20 protein-coding genes are annotated in these 20,486 nt (G+C 70.0%); 11 read left to right on the top strand and 9 right to left on the bottom strand.

Annotation, left to right across the window (positions count from 1 at the left end):
• Nucleotides 1-18: 18 nt before the first annotated feature.
• A complete protein-coding gene (gene cobN / locus ACWDOP_RS27435) occupies nucleotides 19-3,654 on the bottom strand; it encodes a cobaltochelatase subunit CobN (RefSeq protein ID WP_456347342.1) in 3,636 nt (1,211 codons plus the stop codon).
• A gap of 394 nt (nucleotides 3,655-4,048) precedes the next feature.
• Between cobN and ACWDOP_RS27440 the strand changes: the two genes are divergently transcribed.
• Together ACWDOP_RS27440 and cobG are read left to right on the top strand one after the other, a co-directional pair.
• Nucleotides 4,049-4,279, top strand: coding sequence for a hypothetical protein (locus tag ACWDOP_RS27440; RefSeq protein WP_454206199.1), 231 nt, complete (start codon nucleotides 4,049-4,051; stop codon nucleotides 4,277-4,279).
• Between the two features lie 56 nt (nucleotides 4,280-4,335).
• A complete protein-coding gene (gene cobG, locus ACWDOP_RS27445) occupies nucleotides 4,336-5,538 on the top strand; it encodes a precorrin-3B synthase (RefSeq protein ID WP_456347343.1) in 1,203 nt (400 codons plus the stop codon).
• Nucleotides 5,539-5,638: 100 nt separating this feature from the next.
• On the opposite strand, the gene ACWDOP_RS27450 is transcribed toward cobG, so the two are convergent.
• Nucleotides 5,639-6,040, bottom strand: a complete 402-nt coding sequence (locus ACWDOP_RS27450) for a hypothetical protein (protein ID WP_456347344.1) — start codon at nucleotides 6,038-6,040, stop codon at nucleotides 5,639-5,641.
• A gap of 231 nt (nucleotides 6,041-6,271) precedes the next feature.
• Between ACWDOP_RS27450 and ACWDOP_RS27455 the strand changes: the two genes are divergently transcribed.
• The 4 genes from ACWDOP_RS27455 (at nucleotide 6,272) to ACWDOP_RS27470 (ending at nucleotide 9,321) form a co-directional block, all read left to right on the top strand.
• Nucleotides 6,272-7,009: a hypothetical protein gene (locus ACWDOP_RS27455; RefSeq protein ID WP_456347345.1), complete on the top strand. Its 738-nt coding sequence runs from the start codon at nucleotides 6,272-6,274 to the stop codon at nucleotides 7,007-7,009.
• A gap of 161 nt (nucleotides 7,010-7,170) precedes the next feature.
• Nucleotides 7,171-7,389 (top strand): hypothetical protein, encoded by a 219-nt coding sequence (locus tag ACWDOP_RS27460; RefSeq protein WP_456347346.1) that lies wholly within the window; start codon nucleotides 7,171-7,173, stop codon nucleotides 7,387-7,389.
• A gap of 233 nt (nucleotides 7,390-7,622) precedes the next feature.
• Nucleotides 7,623-8,534 (top strand): alpha/beta fold hydrolase, encoded by a 912-nt coding sequence (locus tag ACWDOP_RS27465; RefSeq protein WP_456347347.1) that lies wholly within the window; start codon nucleotides 7,623-7,625, stop codon nucleotides 8,532-8,534.
• Nucleotides 8,535-8,589: 55 nt separating this feature from the next.
• The gene (locus ACWDOP_RS27470; protein ID WP_456347348.1) at nucleotides 8,590-9,321 is read left to right on the top strand and encodes a MerR family transcriptional regulator; all 732 of its coding nucleotides are present in this window, start codon (nucleotides 8,590-8,592) and stop codon (nucleotides 9,319-9,321) included.
• A gap of 90 nt (nucleotides 9,322-9,411) precedes the next feature.
• Here the strand turns inward: ACWDOP_RS27470 and ddaH are convergent, their stop codons facing one another.
• Nucleotides 9,412-10,368 carry a dimethylargininase gene (gene ddaH / locus ACWDOP_RS27475; protein WP_456347349.1) on the bottom strand — a complete coding sequence of 319 codons (957 nt, stop codon included), beginning with the start codon at nucleotides 10,366-10,368 and terminating at the stop codon, nucleotides 9,412-9,414.
• Nucleotides 10,369-10,515: 147 nt separating this feature from the next.
• On the opposite strand from ddaH, the gene ACWDOP_RS27480 reads away from it, so the two are divergent.
• From ACWDOP_RS27480 to ACWDOP_RS27495, 4 genes are all read left to right on the top strand, one after another.
• Nucleotides 10,516-10,953 carry an Lrp/AsnC family transcriptional regulator gene (locus ACWDOP_RS27480; RefSeq protein WP_454206182.1) on the top strand — a complete coding sequence of 146 codons (438 nt, stop codon included), beginning with the start codon at nucleotides 10,516-10,518 and terminating at the stop codon, nucleotides 10,951-10,953.
• 83 nt (nucleotides 10,954-11,036) lie between these two features.
• Complete coding sequence (locus ACWDOP_RS27485; protein WP_456347350.1) at nucleotides 11,037-11,672, top strand: precorrin-8X methylmutase; 636 nt, start codon at nucleotides 11,037-11,039, stop codon at nucleotides 11,670-11,672.
• Complete coding sequence (gene cobJ / locus ACWDOP_RS27490) at nucleotides 11,669-13,426, top strand: precorrin-3B C(17)-methyltransferase (RefSeq protein ID WP_456347351.1); 1,758 nt, start codon at nucleotides 11,669-11,671, stop codon at nucleotides 13,424-13,426. The genes ACWDOP_RS27485 and cobJ overlap by 4 nt, the downstream gene beginning before the upstream one ends.
• 30 nt (nucleotides 13,427-13,456) lie before the next feature.
• Nucleotides 13,457-14,008, top strand: a complete 552-nt coding sequence (locus tag ACWDOP_RS27495) for a PadR family transcriptional regulator (protein ID WP_456347352.1) — start codon at nucleotides 13,457-13,459, stop codon at nucleotides 14,006-14,008.
• A 9-nt stretch (nucleotides 14,009-14,017) separates the two neighbouring features.
• Here ACWDOP_RS27495 and ACWDOP_RS27500 read toward each other — a convergent pair whose 3' ends face one another.
• The 3 genes from ACWDOP_RS27500 to ACWDOP_RS27510 all read right to left on the bottom strand — a co-directional run bounded on the left by ACWDOP_RS27500 (nucleotide 14,018) and on the right by ACWDOP_RS27510 (nucleotide 16,509).
• Entirely contained in the window at nucleotides 14,018-14,752 is a 735-nt protein-coding gene (locus ACWDOP_RS27500; RefSeq protein ID WP_456347386.1) for a cobalt-precorrin-6A reductase, read from the bottom strand.
• A complete protein-coding gene (locus tag ACWDOP_RS27505) occupies nucleotides 14,749-15,333 on the bottom strand; it encodes a hypothetical protein (RefSeq protein WP_454206174.1) in 585 nt (194 codons plus the stop codon). The genes ACWDOP_RS27500 and ACWDOP_RS27505 overlap by 4 nt, the downstream gene beginning before the upstream one ends.
• A 315-nt stretch (nucleotides 15,334-15,648) precedes the next feature.
• Nucleotides 15,649-16,509, bottom strand: a complete 861-nt coding sequence (locus ACWDOP_RS27510; RefSeq protein ID WP_456347353.1) for an alpha/beta fold hydrolase — start codon at nucleotides 16,507-16,509, stop codon at nucleotides 15,649-15,651.
• 357 nt (nucleotides 16,510-16,866) lie between these two features.
• Here ACWDOP_RS27510 and ACWDOP_RS27515 point away from each other — a divergent pair, with 357 nt between their 5' ends.
• Nucleotides 16,867-18,420 (top strand): acyl-CoA carboxylase subunit beta, encoded by a 1,554-nt coding sequence (locus ACWDOP_RS27515; RefSeq protein WP_456347354.1) that lies wholly within the window; start codon nucleotides 16,867-16,869, stop codon nucleotides 18,418-18,420.
• Between the two features lie 24 nt (nucleotides 18,421-18,444).
• Here the strand turns inward: ACWDOP_RS27515 and ACWDOP_RS27520 are convergent, their stop codons facing one another.
• Genes ACWDOP_RS27520 through ACWDOP_RS27530 form a run of 3 tightly spaced genes read right to left on the bottom strand, consistent with a single transcriptional unit; the run spans nucleotide 18,445 to nucleotide 20,486 of the window.
• On the bottom strand, nucleotides 18,445-18,993 hold the full coding sequence (locus tag ACWDOP_RS27520; protein WP_456347355.1) for an AAA family ATPase: 549 nt from the start codon (nucleotides 18,991-18,993) through the stop codon (nucleotides 18,445-18,447).
• A complete protein-coding gene (locus ACWDOP_RS27525) occupies nucleotides 18,990-19,859 on the bottom strand; it encodes an NAD-dependent protein deacetylase (protein ID WP_456347356.1) in 870 nt (289 codons plus the stop codon). The genes ACWDOP_RS27520 and ACWDOP_RS27525 overlap by 4 nt, the downstream gene beginning before the upstream one ends.
• A 42-nt stretch (nucleotides 19,860-19,901) precedes the next feature.
• Complete coding sequence (locus tag ACWDOP_RS27530) at nucleotides 19,902-20,486, bottom strand: TetR/AcrR family transcriptional regulator (RefSeq protein WP_456347357.1); 585 nt, start codon at nucleotides 20,484-20,486, stop codon at nucleotides 19,902-19,904.

Genomic DNA, 20,486 nt, shown 5'->3' on the forward strand with positions numbered 1-20,486 from the left:
GCGCGCGGCGGAATTCGCCTACTCCAGTTCGCCTTCGGTTTCGAGATACACCTGACGCAGCCGTTCCAGCGTCTCGGATTCGGGCGCCTCCCACAGTTTCCGCTCCGCCGCTTCCAGCAAACGCTCCGCGATACCGTGCAGCGCCCAGGGATTCGACTGCTCCATGAACTTGCGATTCACGTCGTCGAAAACGTAGCTCTCGGCGAGCTTTTCGTACATCCAATCGGCGACGACATTGGTTGTCGCGTCATATCCGAAGAGATAGTCGACGGTGGCGGCCATTTCGAACGCGCCCTTGTACCCGTGCCGGCGCATGGCTTCGAGCCAGCGCGGATTGATCACGCGCGCACGGAACACGCGGGTGGTCTCCTCGGACAGCGTGCGGGTGCGCACGGCGTCCGGGCGGGTGCTGTCGCCGATATAGGCCTCGGGGTTCTTTCCGGTCAGCGCGCGCACGGTGGCCACCATGCCGCCGTGATACTGGAAATAGTCGTCCGAGTCGGCGATATCGTGCTCGCGGGTGTCGGTGTTCTTGGCCGCCACCGCGATTCGCCGATACGCGGTGCGCATGTCGTCGGCCGCGGGCACGCCGTCGAGCTCGCGGCCGTAGGCGAATCCGCCCCACGCGGTGTACACCTGCGCGAGATCGTCATCGGTGCGCCAGCTCTTGGAATCGATGAGCTGCAGCAGACCCGCGCCGTAGGTGCCGGGCTTGGAGCCGAAGATGCGCGTGGTGGCGCGCCGCTCGTCGCCGTGCTCGGCCAGATCGGCCTGCGCGTGCGCGCGCACGTAGTTCGATTCCGCGGGCTCGTCCAGATCCGCGACCAGGCGCACCGCGTCGTCGAGCAGCGCCAGCACGTGCGGGAACGCGTCCCGGAAGAACCCGCTGATGCGCACGGTCACGTCCACGCGCGGACGGCCCAGCTCCTCGAGCCCGATGGCCTCGAGCTCGGTGACGCGCCTGCTCGCCTCGTCCCACACCGGGCGCACACCCAGCAACGCGAACACCTCGGCGATATCGTCGCCGGAGGTGCGCATGGCCGAGGTGCCCCAGATCGAGATCCCGACCGAGCGCGGGTACTCCCCGTGATCGGCCAGGTACCGCGCCAGCAGCGAATCCGCCATGGCCTGACCGGTTTCCCACGCCAGGCGCGAGGGCACGGCCTTGGGATCGACCGAGTAGAAGTTGCGCCCGGTGGGCAGCACGTTGATCAGGCCGCGCAGCGGCGAACCACTGGGCCCGGCCGGAATGAACCCGCCGTCGAGCGCGTGCAGGATGCGCGCGACCTCGACCCCGGTCTGGCGCAGGCGCGGCACCACCTCGGTGGCCGCGAAGCCCAGCACCCGGCGCACCGCGGACAGCCTCGACTCGGGTTCGGCGCCCGCGATGGCGACGGCGTCCCCGTCCTGGACGAGCTGTTCGGTGATGGCGTCGATCGCCTGCACGTCCCAGTCGACCGCCTGCATGGCCGAGACCAGTTCGCGCGCAACCCCTTCGAAGGTGTCGACGCGTTCGCGGGATTCGTCCCCGGCCTCGCTCAGGCCCAGCGCCTCGCGCAGGCCCGGCACGTTGACCTCACCGCCCCAGAGCTGGCGGGCGCGCAGCATCGCCAGCACCAGGTCGACCTCGGCCTCCCCGGCCGGCGCCTGCCCCAGGATGTGCAGGCCGTCGCGGATCTGCACGTCCTTGATCTCACACAGCCAGCCGTCGACGTGCAGCAGCATGTCGTCGAAGACGTCTTCCTCGGGCCGCTCGGCCAAGCCCAGATCGTGGTCCATCTTGGCCGCGCGCATGAGCGTCCAGATCTGCTGGCGGATGGCGGGCAGCTTGGCCGGATCCAGTGTGGAGATGTTGGAGTGCTCGTCGAGGAGCTGCTCGAGCCGCGAGATGTCGCCGTAGGTTTCCGCGCGCGCCATCGGCGGGATGAGGTGATCGACCAGGGTGGCGTGGGCGCGGCGCTTGGCCTGGGTGCCCTCGCCCGGATCGTTCACCAGGAACGGGTAGATCAGCGGCAGATCCCCGAGCGCGGCGTCGGTGCCGCAGGAGGCCGACATGCCCAGGGTCTTGCCCGGCAGCCATTCCAGGTTGCCGTGCTTGCCCAGGTGCACCATGGCGTCGGCGGCGAAACCGTCCGGCGCGGCGATCCAGCGGTAGGCGGCCAGGTAGTGATGGCTCGGCGGCAGATCCGGGTCGTGATAGATCGCAACCGGGTTCTCGCCGAATCCGCGCGGGGGCTGCACGATGATCACCACGTTGCCGAATCGCATGGCGGCGATGACGATCTCACCGGCCGGATCGGCCGAGCGGTCCACGTACAGCTCACCGGGCGCGGCGCCCCACGCCTCCTCCACGCCCTCGCGCAGATCCTCGGGCAGTTCGGCGAACCATTGCCCGTAGGTGCCCGCGCCGATGCGAATCGGGTTGCCCTCCAGCTGTTCCGCGGTCAGCCAGTCCGGATCCTGGCCGCCCGCGGCGATGAGCGCGTGTACCAGCGCGTCGCCGTCCCCGGCCTCGAGCCCCGGGATCTCCCCCGGTTCGCCGAGATCGTATCCGGCCGAACGCAATTCGTTCAGCAGCTTGATGGCGCTGGCCGGGGTGTCCAGGCCGACGGCGTTGCCGATGCGGGCGTGCTTGGTCGGGTACGCCGAGAACACGATCGCCACGCGCTTCTCGGAGTTGGGGATGTGCCGCAGCCGCGCGTACCGGGAGGCGATACCGGCCACGCGCGACGCGCGCTCGGGATCGGGCACGTAGGTGGACAGCCCGTCCTCGTCGAACTCCTTGAACGAGAACGGAACCGTGATGATGCGGCCGTCGAACTCGGGCACCGCGACCTGGGTGGCGACATCGAGCGGGGACAGCCCGTCGTCGTTGGCCTCCCACTGGGCACGACCGCTGGTCAGGCACAGGCCCTGCAGGATCGGCACGTCCAGGTCGGCGAGCGCGCCCACGTCCCAGGCCTCGTCGTCCCCGCCCGCGGAGGCGGTCGCGGGCTTGGTACCGCCGGCCGCGAGCACGGTCACCACCAGCGCGTCGGCCTTGCGCAGTTCGGCGAGCAGTTCGGTCTCGGCGGTGCGCAGCGAGGCGCAGTAGATGGGCAGCGCCCGCGCGCCCTTGTCCTCGATGGCGGTGCACAGCGCGTCGATGTAGCCGGTGTTCCCGGCCAGGTGCTGGGCCCGGTAATAGACGACGGCTACCGTGGGCGCGCCCGCGGGCAGCTCGCGCTCGGCGCGCTCGAGCACACCCCAGCGCGGCAGTTCCACCGGCGGCTCGAAGCCGTGACCGGTGAGCAGCACGGTGTCGGACAGGAAGTTGCTCAGCTGCAACAGGTTCGCCGGACCACCGGCGGCCAGGTAGTTGTGCGCGTCGGCGGCCACACCGCCGGGCACGGTCGAGCACTCCATGAGCTCGGCGTCGGGGGCGTGCTCGCCACCCAGCGCGACCACGGGAATCCCGCTGGCGCGCACGGTCTCCAGGCCCTCTTCCCAGGCCCGCTTGCCGCCGAGGATGCGGACGATCACCAGATCCGCGCCGTCGAGCAGACCGGGCAGGTCCTCGGGCAGCAGGCGCGCGGGGTTGGCGAGCCGGTACTCGGCTCCGCTGGCTCGCGCGCTCAGCAGATCGGTATCGGACGTGGACAACAGCAGAATCACGGGTTTCGGCCTTCCTCGGGTGGACGCGCCCAGCACGGTATGGCACTCGCTGGAGAAGGTCTGACTGTCACAGTGGCGCGACCGCACCGGAATTGCACCGGTTTCTTCCGTCCGACGAGCCCGCCGATGCTATCGCGCCGGTCTCGCGCCGCGGTGATCGCGCCCCGCGTCACAGTCGCTGTCGCGCCGGTGTCACCGCGCGGATCGCGACGGGGCGACGGTGTGGATCGCGCTAGTGTCACAGTGCGGCAAACCCTGGTGCACGAGCCTTTTCGCGCTTGTTCGCCACGCGTACGCTGCCGCTATGGCGAATACTCCCGGATGGGTCAGGCGGAACCGATTCGCCGCCTGGTCAGGATATTTTTGCGTACTGGTTGCCTTCGCGACGCTGGCAATGGCGTTGACCGCGGCGGGCAGCGGGCAGACACGGTGGGCGGTACTCGCGGGCATCATCTGCGCGGCCACCCTGCTCTTCGGACTCACGGTCATGATGACGACCGTGCATCGCGACCGGGTCGACGAACACATGATTCCGAGTCTGCTCAACGACTCCTGGGAGAAGACGCCCGCGTTCGCGCGCGAGCGCGGGCTGCCTGCCTCGATCGAACCGCATCACGCGGGGTGAGCGTCCCCGGTACGGCGGGCGTTCACCCCGGACGCCCGCCGTACCCTGGTGTGGACATGACGCGATCCGAACCCGATTCCTGCCCCGGCGTGCTGCGCCTGCACCAGGCCGCCGACGGACCCCTGGCCCGCATCCGGATCCCCGGCGGGCGCCTGGCCCCCGACCAGCTGCAGGCCGTCGCCGAGGCCGCCCGCGACCTGGGCGACGGGCACATCGAACTCACCTCGCGCGGCAACGTGCAACTGCGCCGGGTGCACGACGCCGCCGCGCTCGAACAGCGCCTCACCGCGGCCGGGCTGCTCCCGAGCGCCTCGCACGAACGGGTGCGCAACATCATCGCCTCGCCGCTGTCCGGCCGGGTCGGCGGTCTCGCCGAGGTGCACGCGCTGGTCCCGGCGCTGGACGCGGGTCTGCTCGCGGCGCCGCGGCTGGCCGAGCTGCCGGGCCGGGTGCTGTTCACCCTCGACGACGGGCGCGGTGACGTGAGCGGGCTCGGCGGCGACATCGGCGTGCACGGCGTGGACGGTGACACCTTCGCGCTGCTGCTCGGCGGCGCGGATTCGGGCCTGCGGGTCACCGCCGACGGCGCGGTCGAGGTCATGCTCGCGGCCGCCCACGGCTTCCTGGACCTGCGGGACGACCAGTGGCGACTGCACGAGATCGCGGACGGTCCCCGCCGGCTGGCCGATCACCTGCTGATCGCGCACCCGCACCTGATCACCACCGCCGAACCGCTGGAAACGACCGCGCCCCACGATGTTCCGATCGGCTGGCTGACCCAGGCCGACGACCTGGTCACCCTCGGCGCGGGCGTACGACTCGGCTCGCTGGAGGCGCGCACCGCGGAGTTCATCGCCGCGATCGAACGCCCGATCTACCTGACCCCCTGGCGCAGCCTGATCATCACCGACCTCGAGGAATGGGCCGCCGAACAGGTGGTCCGCGTCCTGGCCCCCATGGGCCTGATCTTCGACGCCACCTCCCCCTGGCTACAGGTCACCGCGTGCGCGGGCCGGCCCGGGTGCGCCAAGTCCCTGACCGACATCCGGTCCGACGCCGCCGAGGCCGTCGAGTCGGGCCGCGTGGTCCCGGTAGGCGCCCCCACCGTCCCCCGCGCGGACCTGCTCCCGGAGGAGGTGGTCGCCTCGGGCCGCCAGCACTGGTCCGGCTGCGAACGCCACTGCGGCCGCCCGCGCGGCGCGGTCACCGACGTGACGGCCACACCCACCGGCTACCGGATCGATCCCGCCGACACCTGACCGCCGGCGTCGACCCGACTCATCCACCCGCTACCGGAATACGGCGGACGCAGCGGCGGCGAGGAACCGAAAACGCCCGTCCCCGAATCGGTTCCGGCACTCAGCCGAACGGCCCGGGTAGCGCGCCGTACGGTCCGTTGCCCCGGCGGACCTCACACACCTGCCAGTCACCGTGCCGCTCGGTGACGAACGCGATCTCGAGGTGGCTGATGCCGGAGTAGTACCCGGACACCCACACCCTGTCCCCTCGCTGCTCGTCGCTGAACCAATCGGGTGCGGGATCGTAGTAGTCCGCGAAGGCGGCTCGAACCTGCTCGTCGGTGCGAGAAGCCATGGCCTGCGCGAGATCTCCGCATGCCAGCTCCCGCAGCGCCGTGACATCGCCACGATCGGCGGCCTCGATGTGCGAACGCACCGCCTCTTCGGCGCTGTCGGCCGGATAGTCCGAACACCCGCTCGTCGCCGCGATCACCGCGACGGCGAGCACAACCGCCACCCGCATACACACCCTCCCCGGTCCGGTTCGCGAACCTCGATCACACACGTGATCGCGACGGTTGGCCGATGCGTTAATGAGCCGACTCCGGCCCCCGACCCCCGCGAACGGCCACGACGACGACGAAACGCGCAGTTCGCGGGGCGTTCTTCACACATCCCGACGTGACACTTGCACTCGACTACCCGGCACGACTACCGTCTTAAGTGCAGAAATACTAGCTTTAAGGACGGGACAATGAGCGCAGCGCACACCGTCGGCATCGTCGCCGAGTTGAACGGACGCACGGCCGGGCGGGACGCCGTGCTCGCCTGGGAGAGCCGTCGCATCGACGCCGCCGCACGCAAGCTCGGGGTGGCCGCCCCGGCGGCGGGCGACGTCGCCGAACGCCGCGAAGCGCTGCTGCGTACGAAACTCGAATTGGGATCGGCCGAGATCCGGGCCCGGCTCGCCCGCGACACCCGCTGGGCCGACCGCGTCGCCCAGGCGCAGGCCCGGGTACCGGGACGCCGGCGCAGCGTCACCGATCTACACGTAACCGGCGGCGGCGCGGCACGATTCGTGGCCTGGTTCGAAAAGGCCGCCAGCAGCTCCGACACCACCGCGATGCTGCGGGCGTGCCCCGATCATTTCGACTTCGGGGTGAGCGAGCGCGGACAGGTGGTACTGGAGACCACCGGTTCGAGCCCGCTCGCGACGCTGTTCCTGGTCGACTACACCGACGTCTCGAGCCTGACCACTCCCCCGGACCCGCTCTTCCCGCACCAGATCGCCGGGGTCGCGCGCGCACTGGACGGAACCGCGATCGGCGGTGTGCGACACCAGTTCCGCGACACCGGCACCGGATTCCACGCCCGGCTGACCGTCGAGTTCCCGCTGCCGATTCTGCCGGCGATGGTCACCGGGCATCGGTGGCACCTGGCGTGCGAGTTCTCCAACTGGATCGAAGCCGCCGCCGCGAGTTCCGCACCCTGAACACACCGCAGTTCACCTGCACAGCAGCGCCTTTCATACATCTGTGAGCGAATTCACCAGTGCGGAAATTCATTTGGCTTTCGCACTTACGCCCGGCAGACTACGACGTGCGACCAGAGGGGGGAGCCTCCTCGCATGTTCATCGAAGGAAGGCAGCAGTCATGATCAAGCTCGTCACCACCGCACTGATCGGCGGAGCCGTCGCCACCGCGCTCATCAGCGTCGCGGCCCCGGCCTCGGCCTCCACCCCGCGGGCACACACCCCGTGCACCCGCAGTGAAGGCATGAAGCCCGCCTGGGACGTCAACACCGGCAAGCCGGTCATCTGCGTGAACACAGGCGCCAGCGGCTTCAAGTGGGTTCCCGACGCCACTCGCTGACCTGGCCCGGTAGCCGGGACTCTCCCGGCTGCCACGCGCCGAGCCGACCCCCGCCCGAATCCGGGCGGGGGTTTCCTGTTTCCCGGACGGACCTCGATGGCCGGGCCGATCCACGCCCGACTTCAATGCGTAGATGCGCATATTCCCATTGTCGAATTTCTACGAGGCTAACGCCGACCGGTCAGGTCATCGGACTTGACCATGACGCTGCGTCAGGGTTGCACGGTGATCCCATGACGAACAGCACGGAATGTGTGAACGAGAACGTGCCGCCCATCGGCGGCTTCCGGACGATCGACGGCCGCAGGGTCTTCGTGCACCGCGCGGGCAGCGGCGGGCCCGCCGTCGTGTTCTTCCCCGGCGCGAGCGCGGTGGGACTGGACTATTTCGGTGTGCAGCAGCGTGTTTCGGAGTTCACCACGGCGGTGGTGTACGACCGGGGCGACACCGGGTACAGCGACGCGCTGGGCGCACCCCGCACCGCGCACGCCATCGCGACCGAGGCGCGAGAGCTGGTGCGCGCCGAGGGAATCGACGGCCCGTACGTGCTCGCCGCGCATTCGCTCGGCGGCTTGTTCGCCCACCGGTTCGCCCAGCTCTACCCGAACGAGGTGGCCGGCCTGGTATGGCTCGACGCCGTGCACCGCGAGTGGGACGACTTCATGCCCGAGCCGCTGCGGCTCGCGGCGGCCGAACGCACGGCGCCCGACTTCGACCAGCTCACCCGGCTGCGGCCCACGCTGCGCAAGATGAACGCACAACTCCTGGCCGACTATCCCGGCCCGATACGGACCGCGCTGCTCGCGGCCAAGGACAGCGCGCCCTGGATCCGCAGCGGGATGCGCGAGCGCGCGCAGCTGGTCGACCTGGCCGCCGAAGTGCGCGCGGGCCTCGGCGTTCCCGATGTCCCGGTGATCGCGCTCAGCGTCGCCGGGGTCGATCCGGGCCTGCGCGCCGCGATCTCGGACGATGATCTCGAACGGCAGCGGGCAGGCCGCCTGGCCATGGACGCGGCCTTCGCGCGCACGGTCACGCGCGGGGAACACCGCGTAATCACCGGCACCTTCCACCACCGCCTCTGCTTCGACCGCCCGGACGCGGTCGCGCGGGCCATCCGCGATGTCGTCGATCTCGCCCGGTCCTAGACTCGGGACGACTCGCGAACACCGCGGGAACGACATCGACGACCCCGGGGGAACGGTGCTCACGATCGGGCAGCTCGCGGCGACCGCGGGCGTGACCGTGCGCACCGTGCGCCACTACCACCACATCGGCCTGCTCCCCGAACCCGACCGCGACGCCTCCGGATACCGCCGCTACCCCGCCCAGGCCGCGGTGGATCTCATCCGCGTCCGCACCCTCGCCGACGCCGGGGTACCACTCGCGCGCATCGGCGCGCTGCTGCACGCACCCGCGCCCGAATTCGCCTCCGCCCTGGCCGAGATCGACGCCGACCTCGAACGCCGGATCGAGCAGATCTCCGAATACCGCCGCCGCATAGCCGCATTGGACAGCGGCGAACGCCTCGTACTGCCGCCGGAGGTGGTCGCCGTCCTCGATCGCATGCGCGACCTCGGCATCGGCGAGCCGCGGGTGCGCCTCGAACGCGACGCGTGGATCCTGTTGCGCGCGCTGGATCCCGGCGCCGTGGCCCAGCGCGTCCGGGAGAAGAACGCCCTGCTCGACGACCCCGAAACCACCCGACTGATGCTCGCCACCGATCGCGCGGCCGACTGGGATCCGGCGGACCCGCGCCTGGACCGCCTCATCGACGAACTCGACGCCTGGGCCGCCGCGCACGAACGGCCCGGGGCTACCGCCGGGCACCGGCGCCTCGTGACCACCCACATCGCCGCGGCGGCGCCCGCCTGGCAGCGCGTCGTCGAGACGCTCGAGCACCGCGCCGAACGACGCCGCACCACCACGGAATGACAGGGGACCGGCACGCGGGTGCCGTCGCCGCCCGCGACGAACGGCACCCGCGCACCGGCTCGGAGCCCCGACCGGCTCCACGCCGGGACGTCAGCCCGCCAGCGGCTCGACGTCCATGGAGGACTCGTCATCGGCCGGCTCGTCGCCGACCGGGAACTCCGCGTTCAGCAGCGGCACGTCGTCCGGCAGCGCCGCGGTGCGCACCGAATGCTGTTCCAGCGTGCAACATTTGACGCTGCCGCCGGCCTTGAGCAGCTCGGACAGATCGATGCCGACCGGCTCGTAGCCCCGCGCGCGCAACTCCGCGGCCAGCCCGGTGGCCCGATCGCTCAGGAACACGTGCCGCCCGTCGCAGACCCCGTTGAGCCCGAGCACCTCGGCGTCCGCGGCGGTGGCGATCACCGCGTCGGGATACATGCGGGCCAGCAGGCGCGCGCTCGCGCCGGTGAACGCGCCCGGGAAATACGCGATGGTGTCGCCGAGCACCATGAGCGCGGTATCGAGGTGGTAGTACCGGGGATCCACCAGATCCAGCGACACCACCGGCAGGTGGAAGAACTCCTGCACCTCGCGGTGCGCGGCCCGGGAGCTGCGGAACCCGGTTCCGGCCAGGATGCGGTCCCCCGCTATCGCGAAATCGCCCTCGCCCTCGTTGATTTCGGCCGCCGCGCCCAGACGGGTGAAGCCGCGCTCACCGAGCCACCGATGGTAGGCCGGACCCTCCTGCGCGCGTTCGGGATTGGCGAAGCGGGCCGAGAGCGCCCGGTCCCCGATGACCAGGCCGCCGTTGGCGGCGAACACCATGTCGGGCAGGCCGGGCACCCCCTCGATCACCTCCACCCGATGCCCGTGCGCCTCGTACGCCGCGCGCAGCGCGTCCCACTGCGCCAGGGCCAATGCCCGGTCCACCGGCGCCGAGGTATCCATCCAGGGGTTGATCGCGTAGCTGACCTCGAAATGCTCGGGTCGGCACATCAGATACCGGCGCGCGCTCGGGCGGCGATCATCCGCCGGTTCGGGAGCGCGGAGCGTGGCTGCGGAAGTCAACGAAGCTCCTTCGATGTGATTCGGTCGAACGAGGAACGTGCGTGCTCACGAAGGTATGTGCGGTACCGTTGCGTCAGATATAGCGATATGTTGCGCAAATTCGGACATTGACGAAGATTCATTGCGTCAGCCGCCGAAAGGGTGGACATGGACGACATCGATCGCCGCATTCTGGCCCATTTGCTCAAACACGCGCGGGCGTCGTTCCAGGAAATCGGCGCGCTCGTCGGACTCTCCGCGCCCGCGGTCAAACGCCGGGTCGACAAGATGGTCGCGGGCGGGCAGATCACCGGCTTCAGCGCGCAGGTCAACCCCGCCGCGCTCGGCTGGCGCACCGAGGCGTACGTGGAGGTCTACTACCGCGACAACATCTCCCCCGCCGAACTGCGCCGCAGCCTGGAACCGATTCCGCAGGTCATCGGCGTGTGGACGATCGCCGGGGAGGCCGACGCGCTGGTGCACGTCATGGCTCGGGACATGGCCGAGATCGAGGTGACCGTCGAGCGGATCCGGGAGAACGCGCGCGTCGGGCGAACCCGGAGCAGCATCGTCATGTCCCGCATCCTCGAGCGACCGCGGACCTGATCCGGTGCACTCCGAAGCGGATTCGAGGTGACCGCTGCCACCCGCCCCGAGGCCGCGTGCGGGCGAAATCTAGGCTGGACACCATGTCCGACGTGCGCACCAGCTACCTCACCGACGGGGCCGAGATCTATCGGCGCTCGTTCGCCACGATTCGCGCCGAGGCCGATCTGGCCCGGTTCCCCGCGGATGTGTCGCAGGTGGTGGTGCGCATGATCCACGCCTGCGGGCAGGTGGATCTGGCCGCCGACATCGACTACAGCCCCGGTGTGGTGGCGGCCGCGCGCGCGGCGATGCGGGCCGGGAACGCGATTCTGTGCGACGCGAACATGGTCGCCTCCGGGGTGACGCGCAGGCGCCTGCCCGCGGACAACGACGTGCTGTGCCTGCTGGCCGACCCGCGCGTGCCCGCCCTGGCCGCGGCCATGGACAACACCCGATCCGCCGCGGCGCTGGAGCTGTGGCGCGACCGCCTGGACGGCGCGGTGGTCGCCATCGGCAACGCCCCGACCGCGCTGTTCCATCTCCTGGACATGCTCGACGCGGGCGCCCCGCGCCCGGCGGCGGTCATCGGCATCCCGGTCGGGTTCATCGGCGCGGCCGAGTCCAAACAGGCCCTGGCCGAGTACGGCGACATCGAATTCCTGACCGTGCGGGGCCGGCGCGGTGGCAGCGCGATCACCGCTGCCGCCCTCAACGCGATTGCGAGCGAACAAGAATGAGCGGCAAGCTCTGGGGCATCGGCCTGGGTCCCGGCGATCCGGAACTGGTGACGGTCAAGGCGGCGCGGATCATCGGCGCCGCCGACGTGATCGCCTTCCACAGCGCCCGGCACGGCCGCAGCATCTCGCGCGCCATCGCCGCGCCCTACATGCGCGCGGGCCAGCTCGAGGAGCATCTGGTCTACCCGGTCACCACCGAGACCACCGAACATCCCGGCGGCTATCAGGGCGCGATCGACGACTTCTACGAGAGCGCGGCCGCCCGGCTGGCCGAGCACCTGGCGGCGGGGCGTTCGGTGGCGCTGCTCGCGGCCGGAGATCCGCTGTTCTACAGCTCTTTCCAGCACATGCACCGGCGCCTGGCCGACCGCTTCGACAGCGAGATCATCCCGGGCGTCACCTCGGTCAGCGCCGCCTCGGCCGCCCTGGCGACCCCGATCGTCGAGGGCGAACAGGTGCTGACGATCCTGCCCGGAACCATGGGCACCGAGGAGCTCACCCGCCGGTTGCGTGAGACCGACGCCGCCGCCATCATGAAGCTCGGGCGCACGTATCCCGGTGTGCGCCAGGCCCTTGCGGACTCCGGCCGCCTGGACGACGCGTTCTACATCGAGCGAGCCAGCAGCACCCGCCAGCGCGTGCTGCGCGCCGCGGACGTGGACGAGGCGAGCGTGCCGTACTTCGCCATCACGATCGTGCCCGGTCCCGCACCGCAGACGCGCATCCCGCTGACCGAGACGACGACAAACCCCGGCACACGCGCCTCGAACGCCGAATCGGCTGCGACAAACTCCGAAGCACGCGCCACCGCGCGCACGACCGCACCGAATGGCGTTCTCGGCGTAGCGGATTCGGCCGCGATTTCCGGCGAAACGGAATCGGTCGCGCCGGCCGGCCGGGTCGGCACGTTCGCCGTCACCGCCGACGCGGCGACCGGCGCCGAGTTCGCGAACGCCTCGGGGAACGCGGGCTCCTCCGCGGCCTCGGACGGACGACCGCGGGCCGATGCGCCCGGCGAGGTGGTCGTCGTGGGCCTGGGCCCCGGATCCCAGGAGTGGATCACGCCCGAGGTTGCCCACGCCCTCGCCGAGGCCACCGACATCGTCGGCTACGCCACCTACGTGAACCGGGTGCCCGAGCGTCCGGGCCAGCAGCGGCACGCGAGCGACAACAAGGTCGAATCCGAGCGTGCGGCAATGGCATTGGACATGGCCAAGCGCGGCGCGAAGGTGGTCGTGGTGTCCGGGGGCGATCCCGGGGTATTCGCGATGGCGGCCGCGGTGATCGAGGAGTCCGGCGACCCGCAGTGGCGTGACGTCCCGGTGCGGGTGCTGCCCGGCGTCACCGCCGCGACCGCGGTGGCGAGCCGGGTCGGCGCGCCGCTCGGGCACGACTTCGCGATGATCTCGCTCTCGGACCGCCTCAAGCCGTGGGAGGTGGTGGCCGGGCGGCTCGCCGCGGTGGCGGCGGCCGACATGGCCTTCGCGGTGTACAACCCGCGGTCCTCCCAGCGCACCTGGCAGGTCGGGGCCATGAAGGATCTGCTGCTCGAGCATCGCAAGCCCGAGACCCCGGTGATTCTGGGCCGCGACGTGGGCGGGCCGACGGAGTCGGTGCGCGTGGTGACCCTGGCGGAGCTGGACCCCGACGAGGTGGACATGCGGACGCTGCTCATCGTGGGCGCGTCCACCACGACGGTCTTCGAGTCGGCGAACGGACCCCGGGTCTTCACGTCCCGGCGATATGGTGAATAATATTCCATAGTGGAATGTATGGCTGAAGGGATGGCAGTGGTAGACGAGAAAACCCGGCGCCCGCTCAATTCGACGGCCGCGTCCCTACTCGGTTTCCTACACCAGGGCGATATGTCCGGGTGGGATCTGGTCACGCTGGCCCAGGACCGCATCGGCGACTTCTGGACCATCACCCAGAGCCAGGTCTACCGGGAACTGGCGACCATGCACCAGCACGGACTGGTCGAGAAGGGCGAAACCGGGGCGCGCGATCGCACGCCCTACCGCATCACCGAGGACGGCCGCGAGGCCTTCGCCGAATGGATCGCGCGCGATCCCGGCGCGGAGACCATCCGCGTGCCGCTGCTCCTGACCCTGTCCTTCGGCGACTTCATCGACCGCGACCGCCTCGACCGCATCATCGCCGCCAACCGGACCGTGCACGAACAGCGCCTGACCGGCTACCTGTCCGGCCATGACGAGCAACGCATCTCACCGTTCGAACGCGCCACCCTCGATTTCGGGATCCGCTACGAACGCGCGGTCCTGGAGTGGTTCGACCGGCTGCCCGACCTCCTGGACCCGGCCAGCCGGCTGTCCTGACACCGCGGCTCAGCGCCGGGCGAGCACCCAATCCCAGGCCTGGGCAACGGTTTCCACCTGCTCGGCGCCGACCGGCAGCGGTGGGCGGTCGATCATGACGACCGGCAGGCCCAGTGCACGGGCGGCGGTCAGCTTGGCCTCGGTGAGCTCTCCCCCGCTGTCCTTGGTCACCAGCACCTCGATGGCGTGCGCGGTGAGCAGCGCGATCTCCTCCTCGACCGCGAACGGCCCGCGCGCGAGCAGCACCTCGTGCCGGGCCGGCACCGCGCTCTCGGGCGAATCGATGGCGCGGATCAGGAACCACTGCCCCGATCCGGCGAAGGCCGCGACGCCCTGGCGGCCGACGGTGAGAAAGACCCGATCCCCCAGCCCGGCAACGGTTTCGGCCGCGACGGTCAGATTGGGCACCCGGATCCAGCGATCCCCGGGTTGTTCGTGCCAGCCCGGGCGGCGCAGGTGCAGCACCGGCAGGCCCAGGTGCGCGGCGGCCTGTGCCGCGTTGGCGGTCATCCCGCCCGCGAAGGGATGGGTGGCGTCCACCACGAGGTCGATGTCGTTGCCGGAGATCCACTCCCGCAGTCCCTGCACGCCCCCGAAGCCGCCCATGCGCACCGCGCCGACCGGCAGGACGGGTTCGCGCACGCGCCCGGCGAGCGAGGAGACGATGTCGAATCCTCGCTCACCGGAAGCGATGTCAGCGATTTCCCGGGCTTCCCGGGTGCCGCCGAGGATCAGGATTTTCAGGGCTGCCCGCTGAAGTAGGCGAGGCCCGCGTCGATGAGCGACGGGCCACCGGCGATCAGCAGGCCGATGAGCGCGCCGAACGGCAGGCCGATGCCGAAGAAGAACGCGCCGATGATGGCGCCGATGAGCGCGCCGAGCGAAGCCCGCTGCAGTTCGGCGAAGAACCACTCCTGCGAACCGACGAACTTGACCGAGACGTCCTCGGCCTTCGGCGCGGTCAGCGACAGCCGCTGGCCCTGCTCGTCGACGACCGCGGTGAGCGCGATCTCCTGGTTGCCCGCGGCGCCGGCCAGCGGCAGCACCGCGACGACCTGGCCCGCGTCGTTCTTCAGCGTGACGGCCTTACCGTCCGCGGCCAGCTGGAAGGCGCCGCCGGTGACCTGCGTGACGACGGTGTTGCCGGTCTCGGCCAGCTGCACCGAGTAGTCGACGCCGTCCTGGGTGCCCTGCGACGCCGCCGCCGGGGTGACCTGCGCGACCGCGGGCGCCTGGGCGCCCGGTGCGGCATAGCTGGTCCCCGCGGCGATTCCGGTGGCGGCGATGGCGATCATGGCGGTGGTAGCGAATTTCGTGTACTTCAATGGATCTCCCAAGTCGATCTAGCACCGAACCCGATAACAATCGGGTCACGGCCACCGACCATACCTCTGAGCCGCCGATGTTTCAGTATGTATGACTCACCAGTGGAAATAAGCGCGAATTCGGCCCTGGCACAACAACTGCATTCAACGACCCGACTATAGAGGCCGGCGACTTTCGGGGAACGCCCGGCATCGGATAGCCGCGGCACCGCACGTCAACGCCGAATCCACCGGCGATAGCCGCCATCTACCGGAACGACCGCGTCCGGAATACCGGACAGGACTCCGGCTCAGCGGAATCCGAGCGCGAGCACACTAACCGCGGCCGGTGCGCTGCAGGAAGTCCAGGGTCACCGACTCGAACGCCTCCTTGGCCTCGATCATCACCCAGTGCCCGCACCGGGGGAAGACGTGGACCTCGGCGTCGGGAATGAGCCGCATCGGCACGAGCATCATGTCCGGCGGGCTCTGCCTGTCCTCGATGCCCCAGGTCAGCAGGACCGGGCACCGCACCTTGTGCATGTTGGACCAGTAGGGGGCGATCTTCGCCATCATCGCGCGCTGGGCCTCGAACGCCTTCGAGCCGTACATCGCGGCGAGCGAGGCGTGCGAGGCCGGATCGCTCGCGGCCCGCCACCGATCCTCGATCAGTTCCTCGGTCACCAGCGCGTGATCGTAGGTCATGCACTTCAGCCAGCGCACCAGCCGTTCCCGGCTGGGCTCGTCCGCGAACTCCTGCAGCAGGCGCGAACCCTCGCTGGGGTTGGTGGTGAAGATGTTCGGCCCGACGCCGCCGATGGCCACCAGTTTCGTGACACGCTCGGGCGCGTTGATCGCGAGGTTGACCCCGACCACCCCGCCCATCGAGTTGCCCACCATGGCGGCGGATTCGATGCCGAGCGCGTCCATGAACCGCAGCACGGCCGCGCCCGCCGCGAAGACCGGGTGCATACCCGGCACCGGATCACTGATCCCGAAGCCCGGGAACTCGAGGATGTAGCAGTGGTAGTACTTGGCGAAGTAGGCCAGATTGCCCCGGAAGTTCTTCCAGCCGCTCACACCGATGCCGGACCCGTGCAACAGGATCAGCGGCTCGCCCGCGCCCGCCTCGTGGTAGCGCAGCGTCCCGGTGTCGGTCTCGAGCTCGCGTGCGGTGCCTTCGTATGTGACGTCCATGCCGAGAGATTAGAACAGGTTTCACTTGTGCGCGAGCACCCCGGGACCCGCCGATCCACCCCCTTCCGGTCCGGGAAAGCATTGTGCGCCAAAGCGGTAGATTCGAGCACCGCACGCCGAGCGCCCACAAGGGCGGTCCGCGACGCGCCGGAGATGGACCGGGTTCACGAGGGGCGTGCGCCGGGGCGAACTCCCGATTTCGCGCCGGCGGGCGCGCACACCCGGGAGTCGATACCCAGCAAACACCCCCCGCATTTTGTGATTCATCCCGTTTGTCTAATTTGGTGATCATTCCTCGGCGACAACGCATAACGTCACCGGGGCAAATCGGTGCAGCGGGAGAAGGTGGCGGTAAGCGTGATCGGCACGCGAGCGAAGCTCGACGAACTGAACAAGATCCTGGGGGTCGCGGCGGAACCGGCGGGGGACGCCGGTCGAGCCAAGCGGGAGAAGAAGGGCATCCCGAGCGTTCGCGAGCGCGTGAACATGCTGCTCGACCCCGGCACCTTCGTCGAAACCGGCGCCCTGGCCAGGCAACCGGGACAGCCGGACGCGCTCTACGGCGACGGACTGGTCACCGGCCGCGGGCTGATCAACGGGCGGCCCGTCGTGGTCATCTCGCACGATCAGACCGTCTACGGCGGCTCGGTCGGAGTGACGTCGGCGCAGAAGTTCATGCGCGCCTTGCGCTTCGCGTTCGACAATGCCTGCCCGGTCGTGACGATCAACGATTCCGGCGGCGCCCGGATTCAGGACGCCGTCGGATCGATCGCCTCGTTCGGCGATATTTCGCGCGTCCTGGAGAAGCTCTCGGGCTATGTCCCGCAGGTGTCGATCATTCTCGGCAAATGCGCGGCGGGCTCGGTGTACGGGCCGATCAATACCGATGTGCTGATCGGCACCAAGGACTCCTACATGTTCGTCACCGGGCCCGACGTGATCAAAGCCGTCAACGGCGAGGACGTCACCGCCGAGGAACTCGGCGGCGCGAAGGTACAGGCCGAGCGCGGCACCCTGCACCACGTGGCCGACACCGAGCAGGAAGCCTACGAGTGGGCCCGCAACTACCTGAGCTACTTCCCGACCAGCTGCGTCGAACAGGCGCCGATCGTGAACCCCGGCCTGGAACCCGAGATCACCGCTTCCGACCGTGAACTCGACCGGATCATTCCCGACTCCGATCGCTCCGGCTACGACATGCACGAGATCCTGCTGCGGATCTTCGACGACGGCGAATTCCACGAGGTACGTGCGACATTCGCCCCGAACCTGATCACCGGATTCGCCCGGGTAGACGGCAACCCGGTCGGCGTGATCGCGAATCAGCCACTGGTACTGGGCGGTTCGATCGACGCCGCCTGCTCGGACAAGTCGACGTACTTCATCCGGCTGTGCGACGCGTTCAACATTCCACTGGTGTTCGTCGCCGACACCCCCGGCGTGCTGCCCGGGCTGTCCGAGGAAGCCGCCGGCGTGATCATTCGCGGCGGCCGCGTCCCGCGCGCGATCATCGAGGCCACGGTGCCGATCATCAACCTGGTGGTGCGCAAGTCCTACGGCGGCGCGTACGGCATGATGGCGGCCCGGCAGGTCGGGGCCGACTTCAGTTTCGCCTGGCCCACCGCCCGGATCGCGGTCATCGGCGCCGAGAGCGCGGTCGATCTGCTCGGCAAGCGCCAGCTGGCCGCGGTACCGGAAGAGCACCGCGCCGCCGCCCGCGAGTTCATGGTCAACCAGTACAACGAGACCATCGCCACCCCGTGGATCGCCGCCGAACGCGGATACATCGACGCGGTGATCGAACCCTCGCGCACCCGCCTCGAGATCCGGCACGCGCTGCGCCTGCTGCGCGACAAGCAGACGACCAAGCCCGAGTTCAACCCGCGCAAGCACCCCATCTACCCGATGTGAGGCTCGCCCCTGGGTGACGGGCCGTCAATCGATCACGGCCTCGGTCCAGGCCCGCGCGAGGATGTCGTCGACGGTCTCCTCCGGGGTCTGGTCCGAGGTGTCCAGCCACAGCCCGATGCGCGGGGTCTCGTTCCGCAGCCCCGCGTCGAGCAGGTCGATGGTCCACCGGCCGTAGGCGTCCTTGCCGCGGCCGGCCTCGCGCCGCTCGATCGCCTCGGGCCGCGGCGCGAGCACCACCACCAGCAGCGGCCGCGCCTCGATGATCTCGACCATCTCGGTGAGGTGCGCACCCAGCACGACATCCTGTGCGACGACGGTGAAACCCGCCCGGAAGTACTCGTCACAGGTCGAGGCGGTCAGTCGATGCCGCAGCCGGAGCTGACGCACCGCCTCCTCCGACGGGTCAGGCGTCATGTCCGCGCGCCCGTTGATCACCATGCGCCGGAACAGATCTCCCCGCACGTGCACCGACCGCTCCAGCCGCTCGGCCAGCGCCTGCGCGACGGTCGATTTCCCGGCCGCCTGGATGCCGGTGATGAGAATGATCGCCTGCTCCGCGGACGATGTGGTCATGCGGGTACTCGATCCCCGGCGACCCCGTCCGCCAGCGCGGTCAGCGTCGGCGCGCAGCCGGCGTCGTAGCGCAGGGTCGCCAAATCGTCTGCGCGGGTGGCGCCGCGATTGACGATCACCACGGGCCGGCCGGTCTTCGCGGCGTGGCGCACGAAGCGCAGGCCCGACATCACGGTCAGCGACGAGCCCGCCACCAGGAGCGCGTCGGCCGCGTCGACCATCGCGAACGCCTCCGCCACACGGTCTTTGGGCACCGACTCGCCGAAATACACGATGTCCGGCTTCAGCATGCCGCCGCAGTCGGCGCAGTCGACCACCCGGAAGTTCGCGGTGTCGGCGACCACCGCGTCGGCGTCGGGCGCGACCTCCACGCCGGTGCGGGCCGGATCGTCGGCGAAACCCGGATTGGCCTGCTCCAGGCGCTCGGCCAGCGTCAGCCGGGAGATGCGCGCCCCGCAGGCCAGACACCGGACCCGCAGGTACGTGCCGTGCAGGTCGATCACCGCGCGCTGGCCGGCCTTGGTGTGCAGCAGATCGACGTTCTGGGTCAGCAGGCCCGTGACCAGTCCCGCCCGCTCGAGCCGGGCCAGGGCGCGATGGCCGGCGTTGGGGCGGCTCGCGTCCATGCGCCGCCAGCCCACGTGATTGCGGGCCCAGTACCGCTGCCGGAAGACCGGATCACCGACGAACTGCTGGTAGGTCATGGGATTCGTGGGCGGCGCGCCCGGACTGCGATAGTCCGGGATACCGCTGTCGGTGGAGATGCCCGCGCCGGTCAGCACGACCACGCGCCGGCCCGCGAACAGGTCCAGCAGCGGGGCGATGTCGGGAGCCGGCTGGGCTCCGGGTGAGCCGGCGTCGGGCATGAACGCAGTGTACGAGCCGCGCGGCGGGCGGTGGCGCGGCGACTACCGCCGGGGTCCCACGCCCGCGAGGAAGGTGTCGATCAACCGGCTCGCCAGGGCGTCCGGATCCGCGGTGCCGTCCAGGGTGGTGTCCCCGTGGACGGTTTCGCCGATCAGCGCGATGTACACCCGGCGCGCCCAGAGTAGATCCGCGCCGGCGTCGATGAGGCCCTCGGTTTGCGCACGGGCAAGCGCCGCATCGCATTTGGCGAACACCTCGGCCTGGATGGCGGCGATCTCGGGATCGGATTCGACGGCGCGGTCGAGCGCGTAGGTCGCGCCGTACTTGATCTGGATGACGTTGGCCGTGGCCTGGTGCAACGCGACCATGGGCGGCGCGGACAGCGGGCGGGCGGCGTCGACCGCCGCGTCCATGCGCCGCCACGCGCTGAGCGCCATCGTGCGCACCAGGTCGTCGCGGTTCGCGAAGCGCCGGTGCACGGTGGTGCGCGCGACCCCCGCGGCCTCGGCGATCTGTTCCAGGGTCGCGTTCGGGTTCTCGCTCAGCACCCGCTCGGCCGCGTCCAGGATCGCGCGCACGGTCCGTTCGGCGTCGGCGCGCAAGGGTCGGGCGGGCGGCTGCGGCAT

Source organism: Nocardia sp. NPDC003693 (genome assembly GCF_053981095.1).

Coding starts and splice junctions, on each gene's coding strand:
- ACWDOP_RS27440 (WP_454206199.1), top strand. CDS start 4,049: ATGGCGTTGACCGCGGCGGGCAGCGGGCAGACACGGTGGGCGGTACTC.
- cobG (WP_456347343.1), top strand. CDS start 4,336: ATGACGCGATCCGAACCCGATTCCTGCCCCGGCGTGCTGCGCCTGCAC.
- ACWDOP_RS27450 (WP_456347344.1), bottom strand. CDS start 6,040: ATGCGGGTGGCGGTTGTGCTCGCCGTCGCGGTGATCGCGGCGACGAGC.
- ACWDOP_RS27455 (WP_456347345.1), top strand. CDS start 6,272: ATGAGCGCAGCGCACACCGTCGGCATCGTCGCCGAGTTGAACGGACGC.
- ACWDOP_RS27460 (WP_456347346.1), top strand. CDS start 7,171: ATGATCAAGCTCGTCACCACCGCACTGATCGGCGGAGCCGTCGCCACC.
- ACWDOP_RS27465 (WP_456347347.1), top strand. CDS start 7,623: ATGACGAACAGCACGGAATGTGTGAACGAGAACGTGCCGCCCATCGGC.
- ACWDOP_RS27480 (WP_454206182.1), top strand. CDS start 10,516: ATGGACGACATCGATCGCCGCATTCTGGCCCATTTGCTCAAACACGCG.
- ACWDOP_RS27485 (WP_456347350.1), top strand. CDS start 11,037: ATGTCCGACGTGCGCACCAGCTACCTCACCGACGGGGCCGAGATCTAT.
- cobJ (WP_456347351.1), top strand. CDS start 11,669: ATGAGCGGCAAGCTCTGGGGCATCGGCCTGGGTCCCGGCGATCCGGAA.
- ACWDOP_RS27495 (WP_456347352.1), top strand. CDS start 13,457: ATGGCAGTGGTAGACGAGAAAACCCGGCGCCCGCTCAATTCGACGGCC.
- ACWDOP_RS27510 (WP_456347353.1), bottom strand. CDS start 16,509: ATGGACGTCACATACGAAGGCACCGCACGCGAGCTCGAGACCGACACC.
- ACWDOP_RS27520 (WP_456347355.1), bottom strand. CDS start 18,993: ATGACCACATCGTCCGCGGAGCAGGCGATCATTCTCATCACCGGCATC.
- ACWDOP_RS27525 (WP_456347356.1), bottom strand. CDS start 19,859: ATGCCCGACGCCGGCTCACCCGGAGCCCAGCCGGCTCCCGACATCGCC.
- ACWDOP_RS27530 (WP_456347357.1), bottom strand. CDS start 20,486: ATGCCGCAGCCGCCCGCCCGACCCTTGCGCGCCGACGCCGAACGGACC.